The following is a 20991-nucleotide window of genomic DNA, read 5'->3' on the forward strand; positions in this document are numbered from 1 at the left end:
GCCCGCCGGTTACCGGGTCGGGCCGGCGTGGGGGGCGAGCGACCCGGTCGCCCGGCGTCCCGGCTCAGCGCTTGGCGTAATCGGTGAAACCCTGCCAGTCGATCATGACGCAGGGTTCGTCTCCGACGATCCAGGCGTCGTGCCCAGGCGGAGCGATCATGAAATCGCCGGGCCCGTATTCCTGTTTCTCGCCGTCGTCCATCACCACCGTCATATGCCCCGAGACGCAATAGCCCGTATGCGCCGCCTGACAACTGTCGGTTTGTGCGATCGGCTTGACATGCTCCGACCATCGCCAGCCGGGTTCGAACACTGCCCGGCCCACCGCACCGGATTCGAGGTTGACGAGATCGAGTTTGCCCTTGCCCTGCTCGAAAAGGCGAGTTTCCTCGGGCGAATCGAAATTCTTGCGCACCAAACCGGACATGATCGTCTCCTGGGTATCGCTGTTCGCTCTCCGGATGGGTCGGCAGCCTTGTCGCTCACTTCGTCGGGAGCGATTGCGGGGTGCGCGGCGTTGCTGCTCATGCCTGTGCGCGGCACCCGTCCTCCGAGTCGGCTCGACCGAGCGTTCGCTGATGCGCACCATGCCGACGATTGCATTCGGCGCGGCACCCGTCCCACCTGGGGGTTATCGCAATCTGCGCACTCGAAGAAGTAGAAAGTGATGCGCGTCACATTTTACGTGGTGGGTGTGCCCGCGGCAACCGAGCGTCAGCACCCGATGTCGCGGCGGCCGCGTGGGTTTCTCCGCGGCGGCCCGGTGGGCCCCAAGGCCTTTCCGGTGCCGGACGCGATAGGGCGGAGCCCACTGGCGACGGGTATGTTCGGCGATGCACCGAAAGGGTCTCCGGCGGTGTACGACCCGAGCACGGTCTACCGGTGGCAGAACTACCCGGGCAACCCGAGGCGGTGTCCACCGGCTCGCTGATTTCGCGATCGGCCGGTGAGCCGGCCGCGGCCGCGGGCGTCATGGAGGATCGGTGGACGGCGAAGTGATCGCGGTCCTGTCCGAGTCGCAACGTAAGTGTTATATCCACGGCTGTTCCGGATTTCGGCCGGTGCGCCGGGACCGGCCGCGGCTGTGTCGGCGTCGGTGCCCGTGATACGAGCGCGTAGGCTGGGGTGGCACGAGCCGCCCTCGACCATCCAGCCTCGCCCCTATCCGACGCCGCGCGTCAGTGCGTCCGCCCCGGCGAGATCGTCAAGTAAGCCTCCGCGGTCTGCGATCTCTGTGGATGGTGAAACCAGATGTCCTCGGACCGTTTCTCTCGCGCCGGGGATGCCTTCAATGCGACCTACCTAGGAACGGCATGATGCACAGTGAGCTCGATTCCAGCCCGGATGAGGCTGTATCCGCCGTAGCGGGTGAGTATCCGGCGACGGCCAGCTGGCCGGACCCCAGTCCGCTGGCCGACTGGTGGGATGAGGTCATGCGCCACGACCATCCCGCGTCGGCGACCTGACTTCGGCCGCCGAGCAGGTCCCGTCCCGCGCCGAATAGCTATGGGTATCGCCCGGTACGGCGACACTGCTGCCGTTCGAGGTACGGATCGCGAGTTGATCCGTAGCGAGCGGTCAGCGCAGCGGCGCGGGACGGCCCGCGTCCGCGAACCGCAGTTCGAGCTGCACCGTGATGTCCTCGAAGTCGAGTGCGCGGCCCAGCCGGGCGACCGCGTCATCGAGGATCCGACGGCGCAGTGCGGCGATATCGGCATAGGGCTCGGCCGTCACCACGAGCCGCAGCTCAGGGGAATCGCACGGTCCGCTCAACCAGGCTTTCGCGGTCCGGACTTCCGGGAAACTCTCGATATCGGCGGCCACCGGGGCCGCCGCGGTCCCTGAATCCAGCACCGTCGTTCCGGCGGCTTCCGGCGCCTCGAGTCGCCACGACACCGGTTTCGGCATCCGGAAGAACTGCGCGAACAGCCAGCGCAGGCACAGCAGGCCGAGGACGACCGCCCCGACGACCACCGCCCAGAAAACCCAGGTCGGCGGCGCGGCGGTACCGGGAACCAGGCCGGAATCGGTGTCCACCCCGCCGAGCCGCCCGAAATGCGCTGCCAGTCCCAGCGCGCCGACCGCCACCAACAGCGCCCCCACGAGCGCGAGCAGGATTCGGTTCAGCGCGGCCGGCCGATCGGCACGTGTCATCACCGTCCTCCCGTTCCGGGTCGGGGCGCGGCGCCGGTTGCCGGTAGGTCTTCGGCCTGTCGCTGTCCGGCCCGCGCCATCGATGCGTGGGATCCGCGTGCCGGTGCGTCGGCGCGGCGGCCGCGTTTCACGGTCGGCGATTTCGGTCCGTGCAGTTCGGTTCGCACCCGGCGCACCGGCCGCCCGACCTGCTGGATCCGGGCGCGCAGCGCGGCACAGACTTCCTCGGCCATCCCGTCCTGGTTGTGCCGGTCGGTCCGGGCGGTCACCGTGACGGTGTCGCGGCGGATCCTGATCCGTGCCGACTCCACCCCGTCCACTCTCGTCGCGGCGCCGCGCAGCATCGCGGCCAGATCACCGCGACGCACCCCGGCGTCGAGGTCACCGGCCGGATCCTCGGCGGTCAGCGGCAGGACCCGAGCCCGCCCGGGGAAGACGGCCGCCGCGACCAGCAGCACCCCGATCACCACCGCTGCGAGCGCGGCGAACAGTACGGGCAGATCGCTCCACGCCGTCTCGTGCACATACCGCGCCACAGTGTTGTAGGAGATGTACTCGCCGGTGTCGCGCAACCGCTGCACCAGCGACACGATCACCGCGACACACCCGCCCAGCAGGACGAGGGCGACCAGCGTGGCGGGCAGGGTGCGGCGGGACCTGCGGATCACCGGACTCTCCCGGTGACGACCCCGCGGCGCGTCAGCGCGGTGACGACGATATCGACGCGTGCGACCCCGAGGCCGGTCAGTTCCTCGGTGCGGCGCAGCAGATGTTCGCGGCAGATGTCGGTGACCCGTCCCACCGGCTCGGGGTAGCGGATCGGCAACCGGAGCTCGAGAGCGGTCCGGTCGCCGGAGATCGTCGCGTCGACCCGCACCGGGGTGTCGACGCCGGCCACCTCGGCCGCGGCCGCGGCCGCGATCCGCCCGACGGCCCGTGCGCTGACGGTGGTGGTTCCGGGGAGGTCGGCGGCCGCGGCGGTCACCGCCGGTTCCTGTTCCGCGGCGCGGACCGCGCGATCGCGGACAGATCGAGTTCACCGTCGAGCCAGCGGCCGGCCAGCAGACCGACGGCGGTGAACAGCAGGACGATCACGAACGCCGCGAAACCGCCGAACGCGGCGGCGAATCCCAGCGCGATACCGATGGCCAGACATATCGAAGTGGCGTTCACCGTCGACTCCTCTGCGCGTGCGATTGCGGCTACTGGACCCGGCTGGGAACGTCGGTCTCGTCGTCGTCACCGGGGATGAAGACATCGTTGACGTTGATGTTGACCTCGACCACCTCGAGTGCGGTCATCTGCTCGATCGCGGTGATCACATTGCGCCGCACCGCGCGCGCGAGATCGGCGATGGCGACGCCGTACTCGACGACGATCTGCAGGTCGACGGCCGCCTGGGCTTCGCCGACCTCGACCGAGACGCCCTGGCCCGAACTCGCCGACCCGCCGGGGATGCGTTCGCGCAGCGCGCCGATGGCGCGGGCGGTGTTGCCGCCGAGATCGTGCACACCGTTCACTTCCCGGGCGGCCAGCCCGGCGACCTTCTGCACGACGATATCGGCGATGGTGGTGGTGCCCTGTTCGGTCACCAGCGTGCTTTTCTTCGCCGACTCCGCAGGTGCTTTCCCGGAGCCGGCCGCCGCGGTGTCGACGCTGGTCTTGTCAGCGGTCGAAGAGGTCATGATTTCTCCTGATCCTGTCGAGGTGCTGCGGATTCGTGGGTGGTGTCGGGCGCCGGCGACTCCGGGGAGCCCGGGCCGCTCGGCGGGGACTCGTTCCGCGCCGCTGAGCCGGTGACCGCGACCGAGTCGAGTTCGGTGACCACCAGGCGCAATTCGGCGTCTTCCCAGGGGGTGCCGGCCAGCAACGGCCGGATATCGGCGGCGACCTGCTCGAGTAGCGGCGGCAGGGGCATCGCGGTCGCGACGATGCGTATCTGCACGATCGCGCTGTGTAGATCCACCGCGTACTTGCGGGTGTCCCGGGGCCACCACACAGCCGGTTCGCCGATCAGGGGCGTCGCGGGACGCACGCCGTGGCAGGCCTCGAGCGCGCCGATGATCGTGTCGATCAGGTCGTCGGGGGTCATGTCATCTCTGCTCCGGCTCGATATCGAGCACGCAGACGCATACCTCGTCCACGCGCTCGCCGGTCTGTTCACGGACGGCCCGGACGATCTCCTGCTGAACGGCGGGTCCGATATCGGCTGCCCGCCGGTGCGCGCCGATGGCGATATCCACCGATACCTGCAGGCCGGCGGTGGTGCGCCGGACCCGGACGCCTTCCGCCGGGGCGGGCTGGTTTCCGGTCAATCGCTGCCGGCCCAGCCGCACGGCCGTGCCGACCAGCCCCCGCACACCCGGCTCCAGGCGGACGACTCCGGGTGTGGCGGCCGCCGCCCGCGCGGCGACGGCGGCGATCACCGGATCGCCGACGACGATCGATGTCCGGGCGGCGCTCATGCCGGGCCACCCGTCTGGCCGCCGCCTGGATCGGTGTCACTGTCGTGCTCGTAGAGATCGCCGACGTGCAGGTCCAGCCGGTGCAGCACGGCGCCGACGCGGTCGGGCAGTGCGGCGGTGATCCGAGTGCGCACCTCGGGCAGCAGCTCGCCGAGGGTGCGCGGACCCAGGTGTACCGCGACCGTCATCTCCACGTCGAGCAGGCGCGCGCCGTCCGGTCCGGTTCCGGCCTCCCGGATCCGGCACCGCCGGGCCCGCACTCCGGGGACGGAGTCCGCGGCGAAACGCAGTATCGCCGCGACAGCCTGTTCGCTCACCTCGACGCTGCCCGCACGTGGCGTCGGCAGGTCCAGCGTGCGTCCGCGCCGTACCTCGGCACGCACCGCGGACATGATGCGTCCGACCATATCGGGCGGCGCGGTGTCGGGTTCGGCGAGGAGTTCCGAGGTCGCGGCGCGCAGGGCCAGCAGGCTCTCGTAGGCGGCCCGGCAGTAGGGGCACGTGGCCTCGTGGGCATCGGGATGACCCTGCTCGATCTGGTCGAGCCGCGCCCACACCTGCTCCAGTTCCCGTCCGCACGGCAGCCGGTAGTCCTGTGCGGTGGTCTCATTCATCGCCATGGCTTCATCACCTCGGCCAATTGCGCCCGGGCCCGCGCGATGCGACCTCGCACCGCGTCACTGTTCGCGCCCACGATCTCGCCGATCTCTGCGTAGGCGAGGCCGTGCAACTCACGCAGCAGCCAGCAGGCGCGCTGTTCGGGAGTCAGTTCCTGTAATGCCGCGTTCAGTGCCTCCAGCTGGGTCCTGACCTGGACCGCTTGTTCGGGCTGAATATCGGACCGGGGCGATTCGGTCGTATCCAGATCGACATCGACCTGCGGGCGGCGAGCCCGGATGACATTGAGGCATCGGTTGGTGGTCATCCGGTACAGCCAGCCCACGAACGCGGCGTCGTCGTCGAGTTGGTGCAGCCGCCGCCACGCGCCGAGGAAGACTTCCTGCACCACATCCTCTGCCTCACCGCGGTCGGCCAGCATCTTCGACGCCAACCTGAACATCTGCGCCTGAAAGCGCACCACCAATTGCTCGTAGGCCCGGATATCGCCGTCACGCGCCCGGCTGACCAGGGTTACGGTATCGGGCACCGAATTCGGTGCGGATTCGATCGTGGTCACACCCACCTCCACCGCTCACCCGAACGACACGCGGCCCCGATAATCGTCACGCCCGACCATCTATCGAGCGATGAACGTCACAGTTGCTCGATCGTCTCGAACGGAGATGGTGGTCGCACCGACACCGCGATACTACCTCGATCGGCATCGACGAATTGCGGATCGAAACAATCCCTGATAACGCAGTGGGAACATTTTTCAGTAATGCACGGACCATGTATCTATGGAGTCTATTTATGCAGTTCAGGACAGTTGAGTCGCGTATCGTGCGCGTTCATGCGGATGTCTGCCGGGCGGTCCGTGCGAACGTCACCGGCTCGATCTTCGGCCACTGCGCCTGAGGCGGCGGAAAAACGGTTACACTTCACAGGTGTGATGGTTGTCTCATCATTTGCTACGTGCCGTTTCGTGCTTATCCGGGTCGTTACTTCCGAGCACATCAGATGGTGCGAAACGACACGGAAGGTTCAGCCATGGATCGCTCGAACGCGACCCCCACGGGGAATCTGCACGTCATAACCCAGGTGACCGAAACCGGAATAGGTGACGGCCCGATAACATCGACGCTCGATTACTCCGGGGCGTTGCACGAACAACCTCTGCGAATCGTCGGCATGGAATGGGGCACCGCGCTGCTCGCGCTGATCACCTGCCTGCTGTTCGCTGTCGCCGTCGTCGCGATGACCGGATCGGTCCTCACTGCCGGCCTCGCCACCGCCGGCATCGTGGCCGGACTGGTGATGACCTTGCGCATTCTGCGGTTCCCCCGCTGAACAGCAATGCTCCGGCGGTACCCGGAGGCTGCCACTGAACCCGCCCGCGCCGCCCGGCCGGTGAGTACCATTGCCCGAGACGAGTTACGGATGTCGAAGTAGGGGCGGTGGATTCGATCCCGGAGTGGGCAGACCTCGGGCCCACCTTCGAATGGCGGACTTCGCAGCGTCACCTGCTCGAATTGTGTTCCCATGTGACCAGCGACCGGTGGCATCTGTGTGCGCCGCCCGGCGCGGGCAAGACGCTCATCGGCCTGGAACTCGCTCGACAGGCCGGCGGCCGCACGCTGGTCCTGTCGCCTACGGCGGCGATCCGCGACCAGTGGTGTGCGGCTGTCGGCCTGTTCGGTGCGGAACCGGAGACCTTCGCGAGCACGACATTGGATCGTCCCGCGCAGTTGTACTCGGTGACCTATCAACTGCTGGGCAACCCCGGCGCGGCTGAACGGGAGCTGCGCGCCGCGGCGCGGCGGCGGTGGGTGGCGGAAGTCGCAGCTCAGGTCGGTGCCGCCGCGGCCGCGGACCGGATCGCCGTGGTGGAGCGCAGTGATGCCCGTCGCGCGAAAACCGAACTCGCCCGCCATGTTCGGGCCCTGCGCAGATCGCTGTCCACGGGCGAGGACGTCGGTCTGGACCCGGTGGCCTTGCTGGGGGAGCGGACCAGTGCCCTCCTCGATCGCCTCGCCGCGAGGGATATCCGCTGTCTGGTGCTCGACGAATGCCATCATCTGCTGGACTGGTGGGCGTTGGTGGTGAACGCCCTGGTCGCCCGGCTGTCCGCGCAGGGGCCGCTGGCCGTGATCGGGTTGACCGCGACGCTACCGGAACCCGGCACCGAGCAGGAAAAGTCGAACTACACCGGTCTGCTCGGCGCGGTGGACGCGGAACTGCACCTGGCGGCGATGGTTGCCGAGGGCGGCGTGGCACCGTGGCGTGACGGCCTGCACGTCGCCGAGCTGGAGCCGGCCGAGTCGCGGTTCCTGGACACCTGGTCGATTACCTTCGCCGCCCAACTCGACACGGTACTGGTGACCGAGCCGTTCATCGATTGGGTGGTCACCCGGGTCGAGGGCGGAGAGGTGACCGCCTGGGATCGGCTCCGGGACAACGATCCACTGGTCGCCGCGGCGCTGGCACGATGGTGGCGGGCGCGCGGTCTCGTATTGCCCGCCGGATTCCGCCGGCCCGGGACGGCGGACGCTGATGATCCGATGACTCTGGACGACCGCCTCCTGCTCGCCGACGCGTGGTTGCATGCGCCGGACGCCGAGGTCCCACCGGAGCTGCGCGACGATCTGAAACGTATGCTGCGCCGCCACGGCGTCGCGATCTCCACAGCGGGCCTGCGCTGGACCCGTTCGACCGCGGACATCGTGTGCTCGCGGTCCGCGGCCAAAGGCAGGGCGGCGTGCGAGATCCTGTGTCGGGAGGCCGAGGTCCGGCAGGATCGGCTCCGTGCGCTCGTCGTCGTCGAACGCGATCGCGCCACGAGCCCGCCGGCCGCCGGGCGGGCCGTGCTGGGCGAGGACGAGGGCACCGCGGCCGGAGTGCTGGCGGCGATATGCGGCTTCGGTCAGGTGGCGCAGCGGGGAGTCCTGTGTGTCACGGGCAGCGGGGCATGGTGTGATGCGCTGGGTGCGGAGCGTATTCAGCACGCCTTCGCCCTGTCCGCCCCGGACGGACGATGGGTGAGCACTCGCGGCTGCGATATACCGGCGGTCGTGGAGTTGGTCGGCCGTGGTGCGGCGTGGGAGCCCGCGCACTGGCTGCGGGCGGCCCGCGGGGTGCTCGAGGACGGGGCCGCGCAGACGCTGGTGGCGACCAGAGCGCTCGTCGGTGAAGGCTGGAACTACCCCGGGCTCAACGTGCTGGTCGATCTCACCGAGATCGGTAGCTCCACCGCGATGACCCAGCTGCGCGGACGCGCGCTGCGGATCGACCCGCGGCAGCCGGACAAGATCGCGTCCCTGTGGGATGTCGTGATCGCCCACCCGACCGCGCACGGCGATTGGCGCCGGTTTCGCCGTCGGCATGCGCGGTGGTGGGGTCCCGATGGGAACGGCGCCGTGGTGACCGGGCCCGGCAAAGTGCATCCGCGGGCGACCGGCGTGACACCGCCGCCCGCGACGGAACACGAGACGATCAACCGCGCGAGCGCGGCCCTGATGGCCGACCAGCCGGGCACGTCGCGGGTGTGGTCGATGGTGGACGCCGGTGGAATCGCCACGAGCCAGCTCCGGGTCGTGTCCCGGCGCCGGCGCGCGCAGGTGCGTACGCGCGATCGCGGCCGGTGGTTGTCCGGCGCCGGCCTGGCAGTCGCCGCGGGGACGGTCGGCGCCGCCGCGGTCGAGGTGACCGGTCCGGCGGCGGTGCTGCCGGGCGTCGCCCTGGTCGTGGGTCTGCTGGCTGTGGCGATTCGCGGGCGGGCCCGCTCCGAGCGCGCGACCCTGGTCGCGTTCGGGCGTGCCGTGGCGACGGGCCTGGCCGCCGCCGGTCACTCCGGACTGCAAGCGGCCGAGATCGTCGCGATATCCGACTCCGACGGGGTAGCCGTGCGGATCCACCACGTCGTCGACGATGCCGCGACGGTCTGGGCCGACGCACTGGAGGAATTGCTGGGGCCGCTGGGCACCCCGCGCTGGATGCTGGTCAGTGGTGATCGGGCGTGGCGCGTTCCCCGCCGGATCGGTGCCGCGAAGAATTCGGCCGAAGCGTTCGCCCGCGCTTTCCGGCGGCATGTCCCGGGCGCCCGGCTGCTCCGTGCCGGAACGCCGGAGGCGGCGGCACACGTACTCCGAGCCACGAGAACCCGCCCGGAAGTGATCCATCGAACCCTGCGCTGGACCGGGGATGAGCGCGCCGGCCGTGCTCGATCCTGCCCGGACGGGTCCGCGGTTTGACGGTGCCCGCGTATCCGGGTGAGACTCGGCCGTCGGAAGGGCGGACGCCGGCACAGAACCGAAGCGCGCACAGCGCCGAGACGGCCGCGCCGGACATCACCGACAGATCACGCCGGTGGCGGCGATGAGAAATGGCGGAGGTCACCGGTAGGCTCGGGCATCGTGGATCCCACTGTGACCTGGGCTCAGTTCGGCGACCTGCGGATGGCCTACCGGGACATCGGGCCGGGCGCGGACGGCGCCGTGCCCGTGGTCCTGGTGCACGGTATGGGCGGTGACGGGCACACCTGGAAACGCTTCGCCCGGTCCCTGGCGCGCGCCGGGCGCCGGGTGGTCGTTCCGGATCTGCGCGGGCACGGACGCAGTTCGCATACCCGGTCCTATCTGTTCGCCGAGTTCGGCGCGGACGTGCTGCGGTTGTGTGATCATCTCGAGCTCGACCGGGTGGATCTGGTCGGTCATTCCCTCGGCGGCTACGCGGTGTCCTGCATCGCCCAGGAACGCCCCGCCCAGGTGCGCAATCTGGTGCTGGAGGAATGCCCGTTGCCGCTGCGCTCCGGCGGTGAGGAACGCCGGCTCAGCAGCCGATTCCCGACCGCACCGGAGCTGTGGCACGCGACGAGCAGCCTGGTCCGGCACCCGCGCGCGATGCTGGCTTTCGACCGGTCCATGACCCGCACCGCGCTCGAGCAGTTCCGCAAACCGCACCCCGGTTGGTGGGAACGGCTGCCTGCCATCACCGCGCGGACTCTGGTCCTGCGCGGCGGCCCCGGCGGAATGGTCGACCCGGACGGGCTCGAGCTGGTCCGCGCCGCCATCCCGGATTGCACGGTCGGCGTCTTCACCTGTGGTCACAGCATCCACCGCGACCGCTACCGTGAGTTCTCCGCCATGGTTCAGCCGTTCCTCGTGTGACCCTCGGCCGGTCGAACTCGAGGGAACCAGGCGGGTCGACGCTCGCCTGATGGCGGAGGCGTGGGCGATCCGGCCGCGAGTCGGTCGAAGGCGATGACCGATCGGCAGCCGGGGAAGCGTGCGACGGGCCGATGCCCCCGGACTGGGTCGAAACTCCTGTAGGCCGACTGCCGTGGTGATCGTAGGCGAGAGTCGAATGATCCCTGGCGCCTCGACTCGTGGAGTTTCCGCGCCGGAAAGAGTCATGATCCGGCCGCTCGCGCCGGACCGCCCGAGAACGTTTCCGGGGGCAGTCTTCCGTGGGTGGAATTCATGTTAGGTTAGCTCGCCTAATTAGTTCGAGGAGTGACGATGTTGAAACCCTATGGCGCGGTGGGTTTGGTGCCGACGATTCATGCAGCACGTTCCCGGGTGGACATCGGCCGGAACCTCGACCATCTCGAGGAACTCGCGCACGGAGCGCTGTGGCTCTCGGCGCTGGATATCCCGGTCCGTCTCCTGGTAGTTCCGGAGGGAGCCCTGCAGGGATTCACCGATGAGGCGCTCGATATGGACCCGAAAGAATTCGCGCACCACCACGCGATCGAGATTCCGGGACCGGAGACCGATCGTCTCGCCGCCCTGGCCAGGTCGATGAACGTCTACATCATGGCGCAGGCCAAGGCCCGTCACGAGGACTGGGACGATCTGTTCTTCAATGTGGGCATCGTCATCGATCCCCATGGGGAAATCATTCTGAAGCATTACAAGATGACCGCGCTGGCCGCGTGTGAACGGTCCACGTCGCCGCACGATCTGTTCGACTGGTGGATCGAGAAATACGGACGTACCCTGCAGGCTTTCTGGCCCACCGTGGATACCGAAATCGGTTGTCTCGGAGTAATGATGGCGATGGAGGGAAATTTTCCGGAGAACGGCCGAGGGCTGGCGCTGAACGGCGCGGAAGTCGTATATCGCGCTTCGCTGCCGAACCCGTTCGTGCAACGCGATGTTCTGGAGATCTCGAGTCGGGCACGTGCGCTGGAGAACAATTTCTTTGTGCTGAGTCCGAACATCGGTCCGATATACATGGGTCCCGAATCGACGGTCCCGATCGACGCCGGCGGCGGCAACTCGTTGTTCGTCGACTATATGGGCAGGGTGATCGGCCGGCAGCAGGACAGTAACGGTTCGACGTATATCGGCGCCACGATCGACGTGGAATCGCTTCGATACCACCGGGAGTCGGCGAAGGTCACCAACTGGGTGAAGGATATCCGCACCGAAGCGGCGCAATTGATCTACGAGAATCCGATCTATCCGAAGAACCTGTATCTGGACGAGGCGCCCGGCAATCACGAGTGGTATCAGAAGCGGGTGATCGACGAGCAGGTGCGCAAACTGCAGGACAGCGGGATCTGGCGCCGTTCGGCCCACAGTCGCTGATACGGGAGGACGGTGCGGGAGCGGTCTCGGGCAGACTGGGGCGATGGCCCGTTCCGCTGGATACCGCCCCACACCGGCCGACCTCGCCGCCGCGGCGGGGAAGACCATTCCCGATGTGCTGGCCCCGGATCTGCGGGTGCTGTTCTGCGGGATCAATCCGGGGTTGTGGTCGGGGGCCACCGGCCACCATTTCGCCCGGCCCGGCAACCGTTTCTGGCCCGCGCTGTTCCGATCGGGATTCACCGCGCGCCTGTTCGGTCCCGAGGAGCAGGACGACCTGCTCGGGCTCGGCCTGGGCATCACGAATGTCGTACCCCGCACAACGGCGAAGGCGGCCGAACTCACCGAGGATGAGTTGCGTGCCGGCGGTCGCGCCCTCGTCGCACGCGTAGCGCACTATCGCCCGCGGATTCTCGCGGTCCTGGGCCTGGGCGCCTACCGCACCGCCTTCGGTAGTCCGCGGGTCACGGTCGGCCGGCGGCCCGAGTCGCTCGGCGACACCGAGGTCTGGGTGCTGCCCAACCCGAGCGGGCTCAACGCCCACTACACGCTGGACGCGCTGGCCGAGGAATTCCGGGCCGTCCGTGCGCGAGTCGGCGCACGGTAGCCGGCTGTACCGGCGGACCGAACGCAACTGTTCCGCCGACCCGGGCGACAACCCGGCGGCTCCGCAGCGTCACGGGCTGACGCGTTCGAAGACCGCCGCCAACCCCTGCCCGCCGCCGATGCACATGGTTTCCAGGCCGTATCGGCCTTCGCGGCGGTCCAATTCGCGCAGCAGGGTGGCCAGGATGCGGGCGCCGGTGGCGCCGACCGGGTGCCCCAGCGAGATTCCGGAGCCGTTGGGGTTGAGCCGGTGGTCGTCGGGCGCCAATTTCCAGGTGCGCAGGACCGCGAGCGCCTGGGCGGCGAAGGCTTCGTTGAGTTCGATGACGGACATGTCGTCGAGGGTCAGGCCCAGCCGGGACAGCGCCTTGTCGGTCGCGGGGACGGGTCCGATGCCCATGGTGCGCGGGGCCACTCCCGCCACCGCCCAGGAAGCCAGCCGGGCGAGCGGCCGAAGCCCCAGTGCCCGGGCTTTCTCGGGGGTGGTGACGATACACAGCGCGGCACCGTCGTTCTGGCCGCTGGCATTGCCCGCCGTGACCGTGGCGTCGGGGTCCACGCCGGCGCGGAGCGGACGCAGTTTCGCGAGGGCTTCCAAACTGGTGTCGGCCCGCGGGTGTTCGTCGGTGTCGACCAGGACCGGTTCCGATTTGCGTTGCGGTACCGGGACTCCGACGATCTCCTCGGCGAACCGGCCCGACTGTTGGGCGGCCACCGCGCGCTGATGCGATTGCACCGCGAGTGCGTCCTGGTCCGCGCGGCTGATGGCGAATTCGGCGCGCAGGTTTTCTGCGGTCTCGATCATGCCGCCGGGCACCGGAAAGTTCTTGCCGCCCGCGCTGACCCGGGCGCGGGCCAGCCGGTCGTCGAGTGCGATGCCGTCACCTCGCACGCCCCAGCGTATCCCGGTGGCGTAGAACTCGGCCCCGCTCATGGATTCCGTCCCGCCCGCCAGCACCAGATCGCTACCGCCGGTGGCGACCTGCATACATGCCTGGATCACGGCCTGGAGTCCGGAACCGCAGCGCCGGTCGACCTGCAGGCCGGGGACCTCGATGCCGAGCCCGGCGTCGAGTGCGGCGACACGGCCGATCGCCGGCGCCTCGCCATTGGGCGAGGCCTGCCCCAGGACGACGTCGTCGATCTGCTCGGGGGGCAGGCCGGTGCGCGCGAGCAGTTCGATGATCAGGGTCGCCGCCAGGGTCTGCGGCGCGATATCGGTGAAAACCCCGCCGAACCGGCCCACCGGGGTGCGCAGAGGTTCACAGATGACGGCGTCGAGCATGGCAATTCCTTTGCGGTACGGATTTCAGGTTCGGTTCTGGACCCGGGCCAGATCGGTGCCGATGGCGGCGGCCGTGGCCAGCAGCGGCGGCAACAGGTCCGCGCGGACGGTGTCGGGTGAGTAGCGGGCGGCGTGGGTGGAGATGTTCACGGCGGCGCACACCGCACCGGTGTGATCGCGAATCGGCGCGGCCATCGATCGCAGTCCCTCCTCGAGTTCCTGGTCGACGAGGCAGTATCCGGACTCGCGCGTTCTCCGCACTTCCGCGCGGAGCTGGTCGACGGTGGGCACGGTGCGGTCGGTGAGCGGGGTGAGCGTGACCGCGGCGAGGTACGCCTCGAACGCGGTCTCGGACAGCCCGGCGAGCAGTACCCGGCCCATGGAGGTGCCGAAGGCGGGGAAGCGGGTGCCGATGGTGATCGAGACTGTCATGATCCGGTTCACCGGGACCCGGGCGATATAGACGATGTCCTGGCCGTCGAGGATGGATACCGACGTCGACTCGTGCACTTGGTTGGCCAGCGCTTCCAGGTGGGGGCCCGCGACCTCGGGCAGGCTCACACTGGACAGGTAGCTGTAGCCGAGTTCGAGTACCCGGGGGGTGAGCCAGAACAGTGAGCTGTCGGTGCGGACGTAGCCCAGTTCGACCAGGGTCAGCAGGAATCGGCGCGCGGTCGCCCGGGTGAGCCCGGTGGCCTTGGCGACGTCGCTGAGTGTGCGCCGTGGATGGTCGGCGTCGAAGGACCGGATGACGGCCAGGCCGCGGCCCAGCGACTGGACGTAATCCGAAGACGGTTCGGTCATGGGCGGTGTGATTCCTCTGTGTCGGTGGGACCGGCCGCTGTTGCGTCGACCGGCCGGGACCCGACGCCCTCGGCCAGTGCCGCCTTGCCGAGTCCGAAGGCGAGGTTACTGTTCGGCACGCCCGCGTAGACCGCGGTGTGCAGGAACACCTCGGCGAGCTCGGCCGGGGGCAGTCCGGCTCGTAGTGCCGCGCGAATGTGCATATCGAGTTCGTGGTTGTTGCCCACGGCGGTGAGCACGGCCAGCGTCAGCAGTCGGCGGGTGTGGTGATCCAACCCCGGCCTGCTCCAGATATCGCCCCACGCGGTGCGGGTGATGAAGTCCTGGAACGGTTCGGTGAAATCGGTGGTTCCGGCCACGGTCCGGTCGACGTGGCTGTCGCCCAATACCGCGCGCCGGACTCGCATCCCCTGCTCGAATGCGGCGGCGCGTCCGCAGTGTCCCGCGATATGGGCGCCGATCAGCGCCGAAACCGGTCCCGCCTGCTCCACACTGGCCAGGTGGGCGGCCGGATCCAGAACGTGCAGTGTCGAATTCGCGATTCCGTCGGCGATGAGCCGTAGATCGCCCGGGGTGGTGGCCGGGTCCTGAGCGCCCGCGATCACCAGCGTGGGGGCGACGATCCGGGCGAGGTCGGCGCGGCCGTCCCACTCCGCGAGGGCGGTGCAGCAGGCCGCGTAGCCGTCGTCGGAGGTGGCCTCGACCATGGCGCGGCTGCGCGCGATCAGGTCCGCGTCCCGTTCGGCGAGGCCGGTGGTGAACCACCGGGCGACCACGGCGCCGGCGATGGATCCGGTGCCCTCGGCCCGGACCGCGGCGGCCCGATCCAACCAGTTCCGCGGCTCGCCGAACTTCGCGGCGGTGCACAGCAGGCTCAGGGTCCGGACCCGGGTGGGGGCGTAGGCGGCGATGTGCTGGGCCACCGCGCCGCCGAGCGACAACCCGACCAGATGCACACTCGCGTGGTCGAGGCGGTCCAGGAGGGCGAGCACGTCACCGGCGAGGTCGGCGATCGTGCAGTCGCCGCCGGATCCGGGGGACTCGCCGTGACCGCGTAGGTCGACGGCGAGGACTTCGTATTCGGGTGACAGCGCGGCCACCTGCGGATCCCACATGGATCGGTGCGAGCCGAGTGAGCCGAGCAGAACGACTGTGGGCGCGTTCGCCGCGGGACCGGTTACCCGATAGGCGAGTTCGACCGTCGACCGCGGTCCTTCCGCGGCGGTTGTGCCCATATCAGCTGCTCCGTTTCGTGATCGGAATTCCGGTGTGCGGGTGGTGGACGGTGACGGTGGCGGCCCGATCACGCGCGATCGCCGCGTGCGTCGAGTACGCGGGTCACGAAATCTTGTGCGTGACCCAGGTATCCGGCGGGGTCCAGCAGTTCGCGTACGCGATCCGGTGCGAGGTATTCGGTGACGGCGGGGTCGGTATCCAGCGCCGGGTGCTCGCCGGTGGCGGCGGCGGTGACGATTTCGCGCGCGCGATCGGTGTGCTCGGCCAGCGCCGCGGTGACCCGCTCGGCCAGTAGCAGTCCCTGCGTGATCCCGAGGTTTCGCGCCATGGCCGCGGGGTGAACCTGTAAACCGCTGAGGCTCTGGGCCAGCCGGTGGGCGGCGCCGCCGGCGAGACGCAGCAGATCGGTGACCGTTTCCCATTCGGCGTGCCAGGCGCCCGCGGCCCGCTGTAATTCGTGGTCCATTGCGCCGAGCGCGTCCGCGACCAGACCCGGGACCCGGCGCGCGGCGGCCCGCGCCGTGATCGCGGCAATCGGGTTGCGTTTATGGGGCATCGCCGAAGAGCCGCCCGGGGAGGCCTCGGCGACCTCGCCGATTTCGGTGGCGGCCAGCGCGACGATATCCGTGGCGATCTTGCCGACCGCTCCGGCTCCGACACCGAGGGCGGTGGCGAGTTCGGCGATCGGGGTCCGGTCGGTGTGCCAGGGCACGCGCTGCGGCGCCAGCCCGAGTTCGGCCGCGAGCGCGTCCGCGACCGCGGTGCCGTGTGGATACAGCGCCGCGAGAGTTCCGGCGGCGCCGCCGAATTGCACCGGCAGATCGGCCAGTACGGCGGTGAGTGCGCCGGCCGCGCGGTCCAGGGCCGCGCACCAGCCGGCGGCCAGCGCGCCGAACGTGGTGGGCAGGGCCTGCTGTCCGAGAGTGCGGGCGGCCATGGGTGTTCCGCGATGGTCGGCCGCCAGCCGGGCGGCGGCGTCGGCCGCGGTACGCAGATCGGTGATGATCAGGGCTCCGGCACGCTGGGCGAGCAGCAGCAGCGCGTTGTCCAGGATGTCCTGGCTCGTGGCGCCCTTGTGGACGGCGGCGGCGGGCACCCCCGCATCCGCGCAGACCGCGCGCAGTTTCGTGACCAGCGGGATCACCGGATTGCCGCCCGAGACCGCCGCGGCGCCCAGTTGTACGGGGTCGAGCGAGCGGGCCAGGTGCGGACCGGCGATACCGATGGCGTCCGCGTGGGCCGGGTCCAGCACGCCGACCGCGGCCTGGGCGCGGGCGAGCGCGCATTCCACCTCGACCAGGGCGATGATCCAGGCGCGATCGGACAGGGCGGGGCCGAGTTCGGCCGCGCCGAACAGCGGGTCGAACAGCGCTCCACGCGGCACGGCTGGTCTCCTAGAAGTAGAAGAAGGGAGTCTCGACGCCGTCGGGGTCGGCGTCCTGGACCACGATGTCGAGGTGGTAGCCCTGATCGGTGGCGGCGGCGATCAGCTTGTGCCGCTGAGCGCCCGGCAGCGCGCACAACACCGGGTCGCTGTCGTTGGCGGATTGCTCGTCGGGGAAATAGAGCCGGGTGACGAGCCGGTTGAGCATTCCGCGGGCGAAGATCGACACATTCAGATGCGGCGCCTCGAAGGCGCCGCCACCGGCGGGGTTGGCGCCCGGTTTGATCGTGGTGAACCGGGCGGTGCCGGTGGCGTCGGCGGGGCTGCGGCCGAACCCGCGGAAGGCCGCGTCGGTCTGCGGCCGGGGGTCGTCGGGATGTTCGAAGACGCCCTCGCTGTTGGCCTGCCAGACCTCCACCAGCGCGTCCGCCATCGGCACCCGGCCGCCGTCCGCGACGGAGATCGTGATCGTCACCGCCCCGGGGGCGCCCGGTGCGACGACTTCGGGACCGTCGGGCCAGGGCAGCCCGATGTGGAGGAAGGGCCCGACCGTCTGCGAGGGCGTCGGCCCGAACGCGACGGTGGTGAAGTCCCCGGGCGTCACCGGATAGCGGGGGGCGAATTCGGTATCACTCATCGTGGTCGTCCTCCTCGAACGGGGTGGCGTCGCGACCCCGCAGCACGATGTCGAAACGGAAACCCAGCGCCCAGTTGTCGGTGGTGGCGCCGTAGTCGAACACACTCACCATGCGCTGGCGGGCGCCGTCGGGAACCGCGTTGTAGATCGGGTCCTGGAAGAACATCGGGTCGTCCGGAAAGTACATCTGGGTGACCAGGCGCTGGGTGAAGGCGCGCCCGAACAGGGAGAAATGGATATGCGCGGGCCGCCACGCGTTGCGGTGGTTGCGCCAGGGGTAGACGCCCGGCTTGATCGTGGTGAACGAATAGTGGCCGTCGCTGTCGGTGAGGGTCCGGCCGACACCGTCGAAGTAGGGATCGAGCGGGGCCGGCCACTGGTCGCCCTGGTGCCGGTAGCGGCCGGCGGCATTGGCCTGCCAGATCTCGACCAGCGTGTGCGGCACCGGCGTGCGGTCGCTGTCGAGGACCTGCCCGTGCACGACGATCCGCTGCCCGAGGGCCTCGCCGCCGCGGGCCAGGGTCAGATCCGCGTCCGAGTCGGTGACGCGGCCTTCGCCGAGTGCCGGACCGGTGAGTTCACCGAGTCGCTGCGGTAGTAGGACCAGGGGTTGCCGGGGGTGGCGTAGCGCGGTGGTGCGGTATTCGGCGAAGTCGAGCGGAGCTTCCTCGTCCTTGTCGATACCGCGGTACGGCGGTGGCAGATGGAGCATGCGCGCGACCTCGCGTTCGGGATGTGGACATTGTTTCGGGATGCGAACAGCATAGAGCGGCTCGATCGGCTGGGACAACCACCAATATGTTCGCTATGCGTACGCAGGTTCACAATACGCACGATCGAGGTTACAGTGGAGCGCGTGATGGACAAAGTCATTGCCTCGGCCGCCGAAGCTGTCGCCGACATCCCCGACGGCTCCTCGCTCGCCGTCGGCGGATTCGGGCTGGTGGGCGTGCCCGAAGTGCTGATCAACGCACTGCTCGACCAAGGCGCCACGGACTTGGAGGTCGTCAGCAACAACTGCGGCACCTCCGGGTTCGGTCTCGGTGTGCTCCTCGCGGAACACCGGATCCGCCGTACGGTCAGTTCCTACGTCGGCGCCAACGAGGAGTTCGCCCGCCAGTACCTCGGCGGGGAGCTCGAGGTGGAACTGACGCCGCAGGGCACCCTCGCGGAACGGCTGCGGGCCGGTGGCGCGGGCATTCCGGCGTTCTTCACCCCCGCGGGGGTCGGGACCCAGGTCGCCGAGGGCGGGCTGCCGCTGCGCTACGACGGCGCGGGCGGGATCGCCGTGGCGAGTCCGCCGAAGGAAACCCGGGTGTTCGACGGGGCCACCTATGTCCTGGAGCGCGGCATCGTCACCGACTACGCCCTGGTCCACGCGTGGAAGGGCGACCGGCACGGCAATCTCGTCTATCGCGCCAGTGCACGCAATTTCAATCCACCGGCCGCCGCGGCCGGCCGCGTCACCATCGCCCAGGTCGAACACCTGGTGGAACCCGGTGACCTGGACCCCGACGAAGTGCACACACCCGGAATCCAGGTCCAGCGTGTGGTGCACGTCGGCAAGGTCACGGTGGGAATCGAGAACAGGACGGTCCGCGCATGACACTGACTCGTGAACAGATGGCGGCCAGGGTCGCCGCCGAACTCGAGGACGGGCAATACGTGAACCTCGGTATCGGCATGCCCACACTGGTGCCCAACTACCTGCCCGGCGACATCACCGTCGTCCTGCATTCGGAGAACGGTGTCCTCGGTGTCGGTCCGTACCCGACCGAGGACGAACTCGACCCCGAGTTGATCAACGCGGGCAAGGAGACGATCACCGTGGCGCCCGGTGCCTCGTTCTTCGACTCGGCCCAGTCGTTCGGCATGATCCGCGGCGGCCAGGTCGATGTGGCCGTACTGGGCGCCATGCAGATCAGCGCCGGGGGTGATCTGGCCAACTGGATGATTCCGGGGAAAATGGTGAAGGGGATGGGTGGGGCCATGGATCTGGTGCACGGGGCCCGCCGGGTGATCGTGATGATGGATCACCTATCGCGGTCGGGGGAACCGAAGATCGTGGAGCGGTGCACGCTGCCACTGACCGGTACGGGCTGCGTGGACCGCGTCATCACCGATATGGCCGTTCTCGATATCACCGGAAAAGGGCTGGTGCTGGTGGAAACCGCCCCGGGTGTGAGTGTCGCGGAAGTCCGCGCCGCCACCGGCGCCGAGATCGAGATCGCGCCGGAACTACTGGAACGAGTGGGCTGACGGCGTGGCTGCCGTGGTCGCGCGGACCGGTCTACAGGGTGGGCAGTCTTTCCATCGCCGCCCGGATGACCTCCAGAAACCAGCGTTGCGGGGCGCCGCGTCCCGGCACGTGGCGCGTGTAGGCGGCCACCTCGACCGGTTCGATGGGCCAGGGCAGCGGGAAGATCCGTACCGAGTGAGTGCCGGCCAGGGCGCGGGCGACCCGCTCCGGAACGATGGCGACCAGTTCGCTGTCCTGCACCACATAGGGCAGGGTGGCGAAACGGGTGACCCGGACCGCGATGCGGCCTTCGAGCCGGTGTTCCAGCAGCGCCCGGCGCGGGCCCAGATGTCCGGTGCCGCCGTCGACCACGACATGGCGCTCCCGTTCGAGATCGGCCTGGGTCGGGTCGGGGGTGCGCAGCCGGGGGTGGTCGGCGGCGACCATCCCCGCGTAACCCTCCGTGAACAAGGGGGTCCGGCGCAGCCGGGCCGAATCGAGTACGGGACTGGCCACGACGGCGTCCATCTCGCCGCGGGCCAGCTGATCGGTGGCGGTCTCGAGATCGAATGCCTGGACTCGCAGACCGGCTTGCGGTGCGCGGGCCGTCAATTCCGCGAGCACCAGCGGCAGTACCGTCACTTCGCCCAGGTCGGAGAGTCCGAGGGTGAACCGGGTGGGCCGGCTCGGGTCGAATTCGACGCTGGTGCCGAGCGTTTCGGTGACCTCCGCGAGCGCGGCGCGCAGCGGTGGATAGAGGCGTTCGGATTCCGAGGTCGGGATCAGTCCGCCGGATCCGCGCACGAAGAGTTCGTCGTTCAGTCGCCTGCGCAATTTGCCCAGCCCGTAGCTGACCGTCGGCTGGGTAACGCCCAGCAGATCTGCCGCGGCCGTGACACTGCGGGTCTCGTAGAGCAGGACGAACGTGCGCACCAGGTTGAGATCGACCTCCGCCGCCATAGATCTCCTCTATTCCATCTCAGAAAAACAT

At 69.1% G+C, this 20991-nt stretch carries 25 protein-coding genes; 8 read left to right on the top strand and 17 right to left on the bottom strand.

Annotated elements, in window-relative coordinates; genetic code table 11:
- Positions 1 to 64: 64 nt before the first annotated feature.
- Positions 65 to 427 carry a cupin domain-containing protein gene (locus OG804_RS05220; protein ID WP_328394412.1) on the bottom strand — a complete coding sequence of 121 codons (363 nt, stop codon included), beginning with the start codon at positions 425 to 427 and terminating at the stop codon, positions 65 to 67.
- Between the two features lie 886 nt (positions 428 to 1313).
- On the opposite strand from OG804_RS05220, the gene OG804_RS05225 reads away from it, so the two are divergent.
- The gene (locus tag OG804_RS05225) at positions 1314 to 1466 is read left to right on the top strand and encodes a hypothetical protein (RefSeq protein WP_328394414.1); all 153 of its coding nucleotides are present in this window, start codon (positions 1314 to 1316) and stop codon (positions 1464 to 1466) included.
- Between the two features lie 112 nt (positions 1467 to 1578).
- On the opposite strand, the gene OG804_RS05230 is transcribed toward OG804_RS05225, so the two are convergent.
- The 9 genes from OG804_RS05230 to OG804_RS05270 are packed head-to-tail and all read right to left on the bottom strand — an operon-like array spanning position 1579 to position 5796.
- Positions 1579 to 2154: an alkaline shock response membrane anchor protein AmaP gene (locus tag OG804_RS05230; protein WP_328394416.1), complete on the bottom strand. Its 576-nt coding sequence runs from the start codon at positions 2152 to 2154 to the stop codon at positions 1579 to 1581.
- Positions 2154 to 2822, bottom strand: coding sequence for a DUF6286 domain-containing protein (locus OG804_RS05235; RefSeq protein ID WP_328394418.1), 669 nt, complete (start codon positions 2820 to 2822; stop codon positions 2154 to 2156). Before OG804_RS05235 ends, OG804_RS05230 begins: the two co-directional genes overlap by 1 nt.
- Complete coding sequence (locus OG804_RS05240; protein ID WP_328394420.1) at positions 2819 to 3139, bottom strand: Asp23/Gls24 family envelope stress response protein; 321 nt, start codon at positions 3137 to 3139, stop codon at positions 2819 to 2821. The genes OG804_RS05235 and OG804_RS05240 overlap by 4 nt, the downstream gene beginning before the upstream one ends.
- Complete coding sequence (locus OG804_RS05245; RefSeq protein ID WP_328394422.1) at positions 3136 to 3327, bottom strand: hypothetical protein; 192 nt, start codon at positions 3325 to 3327, stop codon at positions 3136 to 3138. Before OG804_RS05245 ends, OG804_RS05240 begins: the two co-directional genes overlap by 4 nt.
- A gap of 29 nt (positions 3328 to 3356) precedes the next feature.
- Entirely contained in the window at positions 3357 to 3839 is a 483-nt protein-coding gene (locus OG804_RS05250) for an Asp23/Gls24 family envelope stress response protein (protein WP_328394424.1), read from the bottom strand.
- Positions 3836 to 4246 carry a hypothetical protein gene (locus tag OG804_RS05255; RefSeq protein ID WP_328394426.1) on the bottom strand — a complete coding sequence of 137 codons (411 nt, stop codon included), beginning with the start codon at positions 4244 to 4246 and terminating at the stop codon, positions 3836 to 3838. The genes OG804_RS05250 and OG804_RS05255 overlap by 4 nt, the downstream gene beginning before the upstream one ends.
- Before the next feature lies 1 nt (position 4247).
- Positions 4248 to 4619: an Asp23/Gls24 family envelope stress response protein gene (locus OG804_RS05260; RefSeq protein WP_328394428.1), complete on the bottom strand. Its 372-nt coding sequence runs from the start codon at positions 4617 to 4619 to the stop codon at positions 4248 to 4250.
- Complete coding sequence (locus OG804_RS05265) at positions 4616 to 5239, bottom strand: anti-sigma factor family protein (RefSeq protein ID WP_328394430.1); 624 nt, start codon at positions 5237 to 5239, stop codon at positions 4616 to 4618. Before OG804_RS05265 ends, OG804_RS05260 begins: the two co-directional genes overlap by 4 nt.
- Complete coding sequence (locus tag OG804_RS05270; RefSeq protein ID WP_328394432.1) at positions 5230 to 5796, bottom strand: RNA polymerase sigma factor; 567 nt, start codon at positions 5794 to 5796, stop codon at positions 5230 to 5232. The genes OG804_RS05265 and OG804_RS05270 overlap by 10 nt, the downstream gene beginning before the upstream one ends.
- A gap of 473 nt (positions 5797 to 6269) precedes the next feature.
- Between OG804_RS05270 and OG804_RS05275 the strand changes: the two genes are divergently transcribed.
- The 5 genes from OG804_RS05275 to mug all read left to right on the top strand — a co-directional run bounded on the left by OG804_RS05275 (position 6270) and on the right by mug (position 12416).
- Positions 6270 to 6569 (top strand): hypothetical protein, encoded by a 300-nt coding sequence (locus OG804_RS05275; protein ID WP_328394434.1) that lies wholly within the window; start codon positions 6270 to 6272, stop codon positions 6567 to 6569.
- Between the two features lie 107 nt (positions 6570 to 6676).
- Positions 6677 to 9469: a DEAD/DEAH box helicase family protein gene (locus OG804_RS05280; RefSeq protein ID WP_328394436.1), complete on the top strand. Its 2793-nt coding sequence runs from the start codon at positions 6677 to 6679 to the stop codon at positions 9467 to 9469.
- A 204-nt stretch (positions 9470 to 9673) separates the two neighbouring features.
- Complete coding sequence (locus tag OG804_RS05285; RefSeq protein WP_328398247.1) at positions 9674 to 10384, top strand: alpha/beta fold hydrolase; 711 nt, start codon at positions 9674 to 9676, stop codon at positions 10382 to 10384.
- A gap of 351 nt (positions 10385 to 10735) precedes the next feature.
- Positions 10736 to 11809: a nitrilase-related carbon-nitrogen hydrolase gene (locus tag OG804_RS05290; RefSeq protein WP_328394438.1), complete on the top strand. Its 1074-nt coding sequence runs from the start codon at positions 10736 to 10738 to the stop codon at positions 11807 to 11809.
- Between the two features lie 43 nt (positions 11810 to 11852).
- Positions 11853 to 12416: a G/U mismatch-specific DNA glycosylase gene (gene mug / locus OG804_RS05295; RefSeq protein WP_328394440.1), complete on the top strand. Its 564-nt coding sequence runs from the start codon at positions 11853 to 11855 to the stop codon at positions 12414 to 12416.
- 69 nt (positions 12417 to 12485) lie between these two features.
- Here mug and OG804_RS05300 read toward each other — a convergent pair whose 3' ends face one another.
- From OG804_RS05300 to pcaH, 6 genes are all read right to left on the bottom strand, one after another.
- A complete protein-coding gene (locus tag OG804_RS05300) occupies positions 12486 to 13700 on the bottom strand; it encodes an acetyl-CoA C-acetyltransferase (protein ID WP_328394442.1) in 1215 nt (404 codons plus the stop codon).
- A gap of 24 nt (positions 13701 to 13724) precedes the next feature.
- The gene (locus OG804_RS05305) at positions 13725 to 14504 is read right to left on the bottom strand and encodes an IclR family transcriptional regulator (protein ID WP_328394444.1); all 780 of its coding nucleotides are present in this window, start codon (positions 14502 to 14504) and stop codon (positions 13725 to 13727) included.
- A complete protein-coding gene (gene pcaDC / locus OG804_RS05310; RefSeq protein ID WP_328394446.1) occupies positions 14501 to 15739 on the bottom strand; it encodes a bifunctional 3-oxoadipate enol-lactonase/4-carboxymuconolactone decarboxylase PcaDC in 1239 nt (412 codons plus the stop codon). The genes OG804_RS05305 and pcaDC overlap by 4 nt, the downstream gene beginning before the upstream one ends.
- A gap of 68 nt (positions 15740 to 15807) precedes the next feature.
- Positions 15808 to 17124 carry a 3-carboxy-cis,cis-muconate cycloisomerase gene (pcaB, locus tag OG804_RS05315; protein ID WP_328394448.1) on the bottom strand — a complete coding sequence of 439 codons (1317 nt, stop codon included), beginning with the start codon at positions 17122 to 17124 and terminating at the stop codon, positions 15808 to 15810.
- 10 nt (positions 17125 to 17134) lie between these two features.
- Positions 17135 to 17761, bottom strand: a complete 627-nt coding sequence (gene pcaG / locus OG804_RS05320; protein ID WP_328394450.1) for a protocatechuate 3,4-dioxygenase subunit alpha — start codon at positions 17759 to 17761, stop codon at positions 17135 to 17137.
- Positions 17754 to 18473 (bottom strand): protocatechuate 3,4-dioxygenase subunit beta, encoded by a 720-nt coding sequence (gene pcaH, locus OG804_RS05325; RefSeq protein ID WP_328394452.1) that lies wholly within the window; start codon positions 18471 to 18473, stop codon positions 17754 to 17756. Before pcaH ends, pcaG begins: the two co-directional genes overlap by 8 nt.
- A 147-nt stretch (positions 18474 to 18620) precedes the next feature.
- Here pcaH and OG804_RS05330 point away from each other — a divergent pair, with 147 nt between their 5' ends.
- Together OG804_RS05330 and OG804_RS05335 are read left to right on the top strand one after the other, a co-directional pair.
- Positions 18621 to 19367: a CoA transferase subunit A gene (locus tag OG804_RS05330; RefSeq protein WP_328398249.1), complete on the top strand. Its 747-nt coding sequence runs from the start codon at positions 18621 to 18623 to the stop codon at positions 19365 to 19367.
- Positions 19364 to 20020 (top strand): CoA transferase subunit B, encoded by a 657-nt coding sequence (locus OG804_RS05335; protein ID WP_328394454.1) that lies wholly within the window; start codon positions 19364 to 19366, stop codon positions 20018 to 20020. The genes OG804_RS05330 and OG804_RS05335 overlap by 4 nt, the downstream gene beginning before the upstream one ends.
- Before the next feature lie 31 nt (positions 20021 to 20051).
- Here OG804_RS05335 and OG804_RS05340 read toward each other — a convergent pair whose 3' ends face one another.
- Positions 20052 to 20960 carry a LysR family transcriptional regulator gene (locus OG804_RS05340; protein ID WP_328394456.1) on the bottom strand — a complete coding sequence of 303 codons (909 nt, stop codon included), beginning with the start codon at positions 20958 to 20960 and terminating at the stop codon, positions 20052 to 20054.
- Positions 20961 to 20991 lie beyond the last annotated feature (31 nt).

This window comes from Nocardia sp. NBC_00416, from assembly GCF_036032445.1.
GTDB lineage: Bacteria > Actinomycetota > Actinomycetes > Mycobacteriales > Mycobacteriaceae > Nocardia.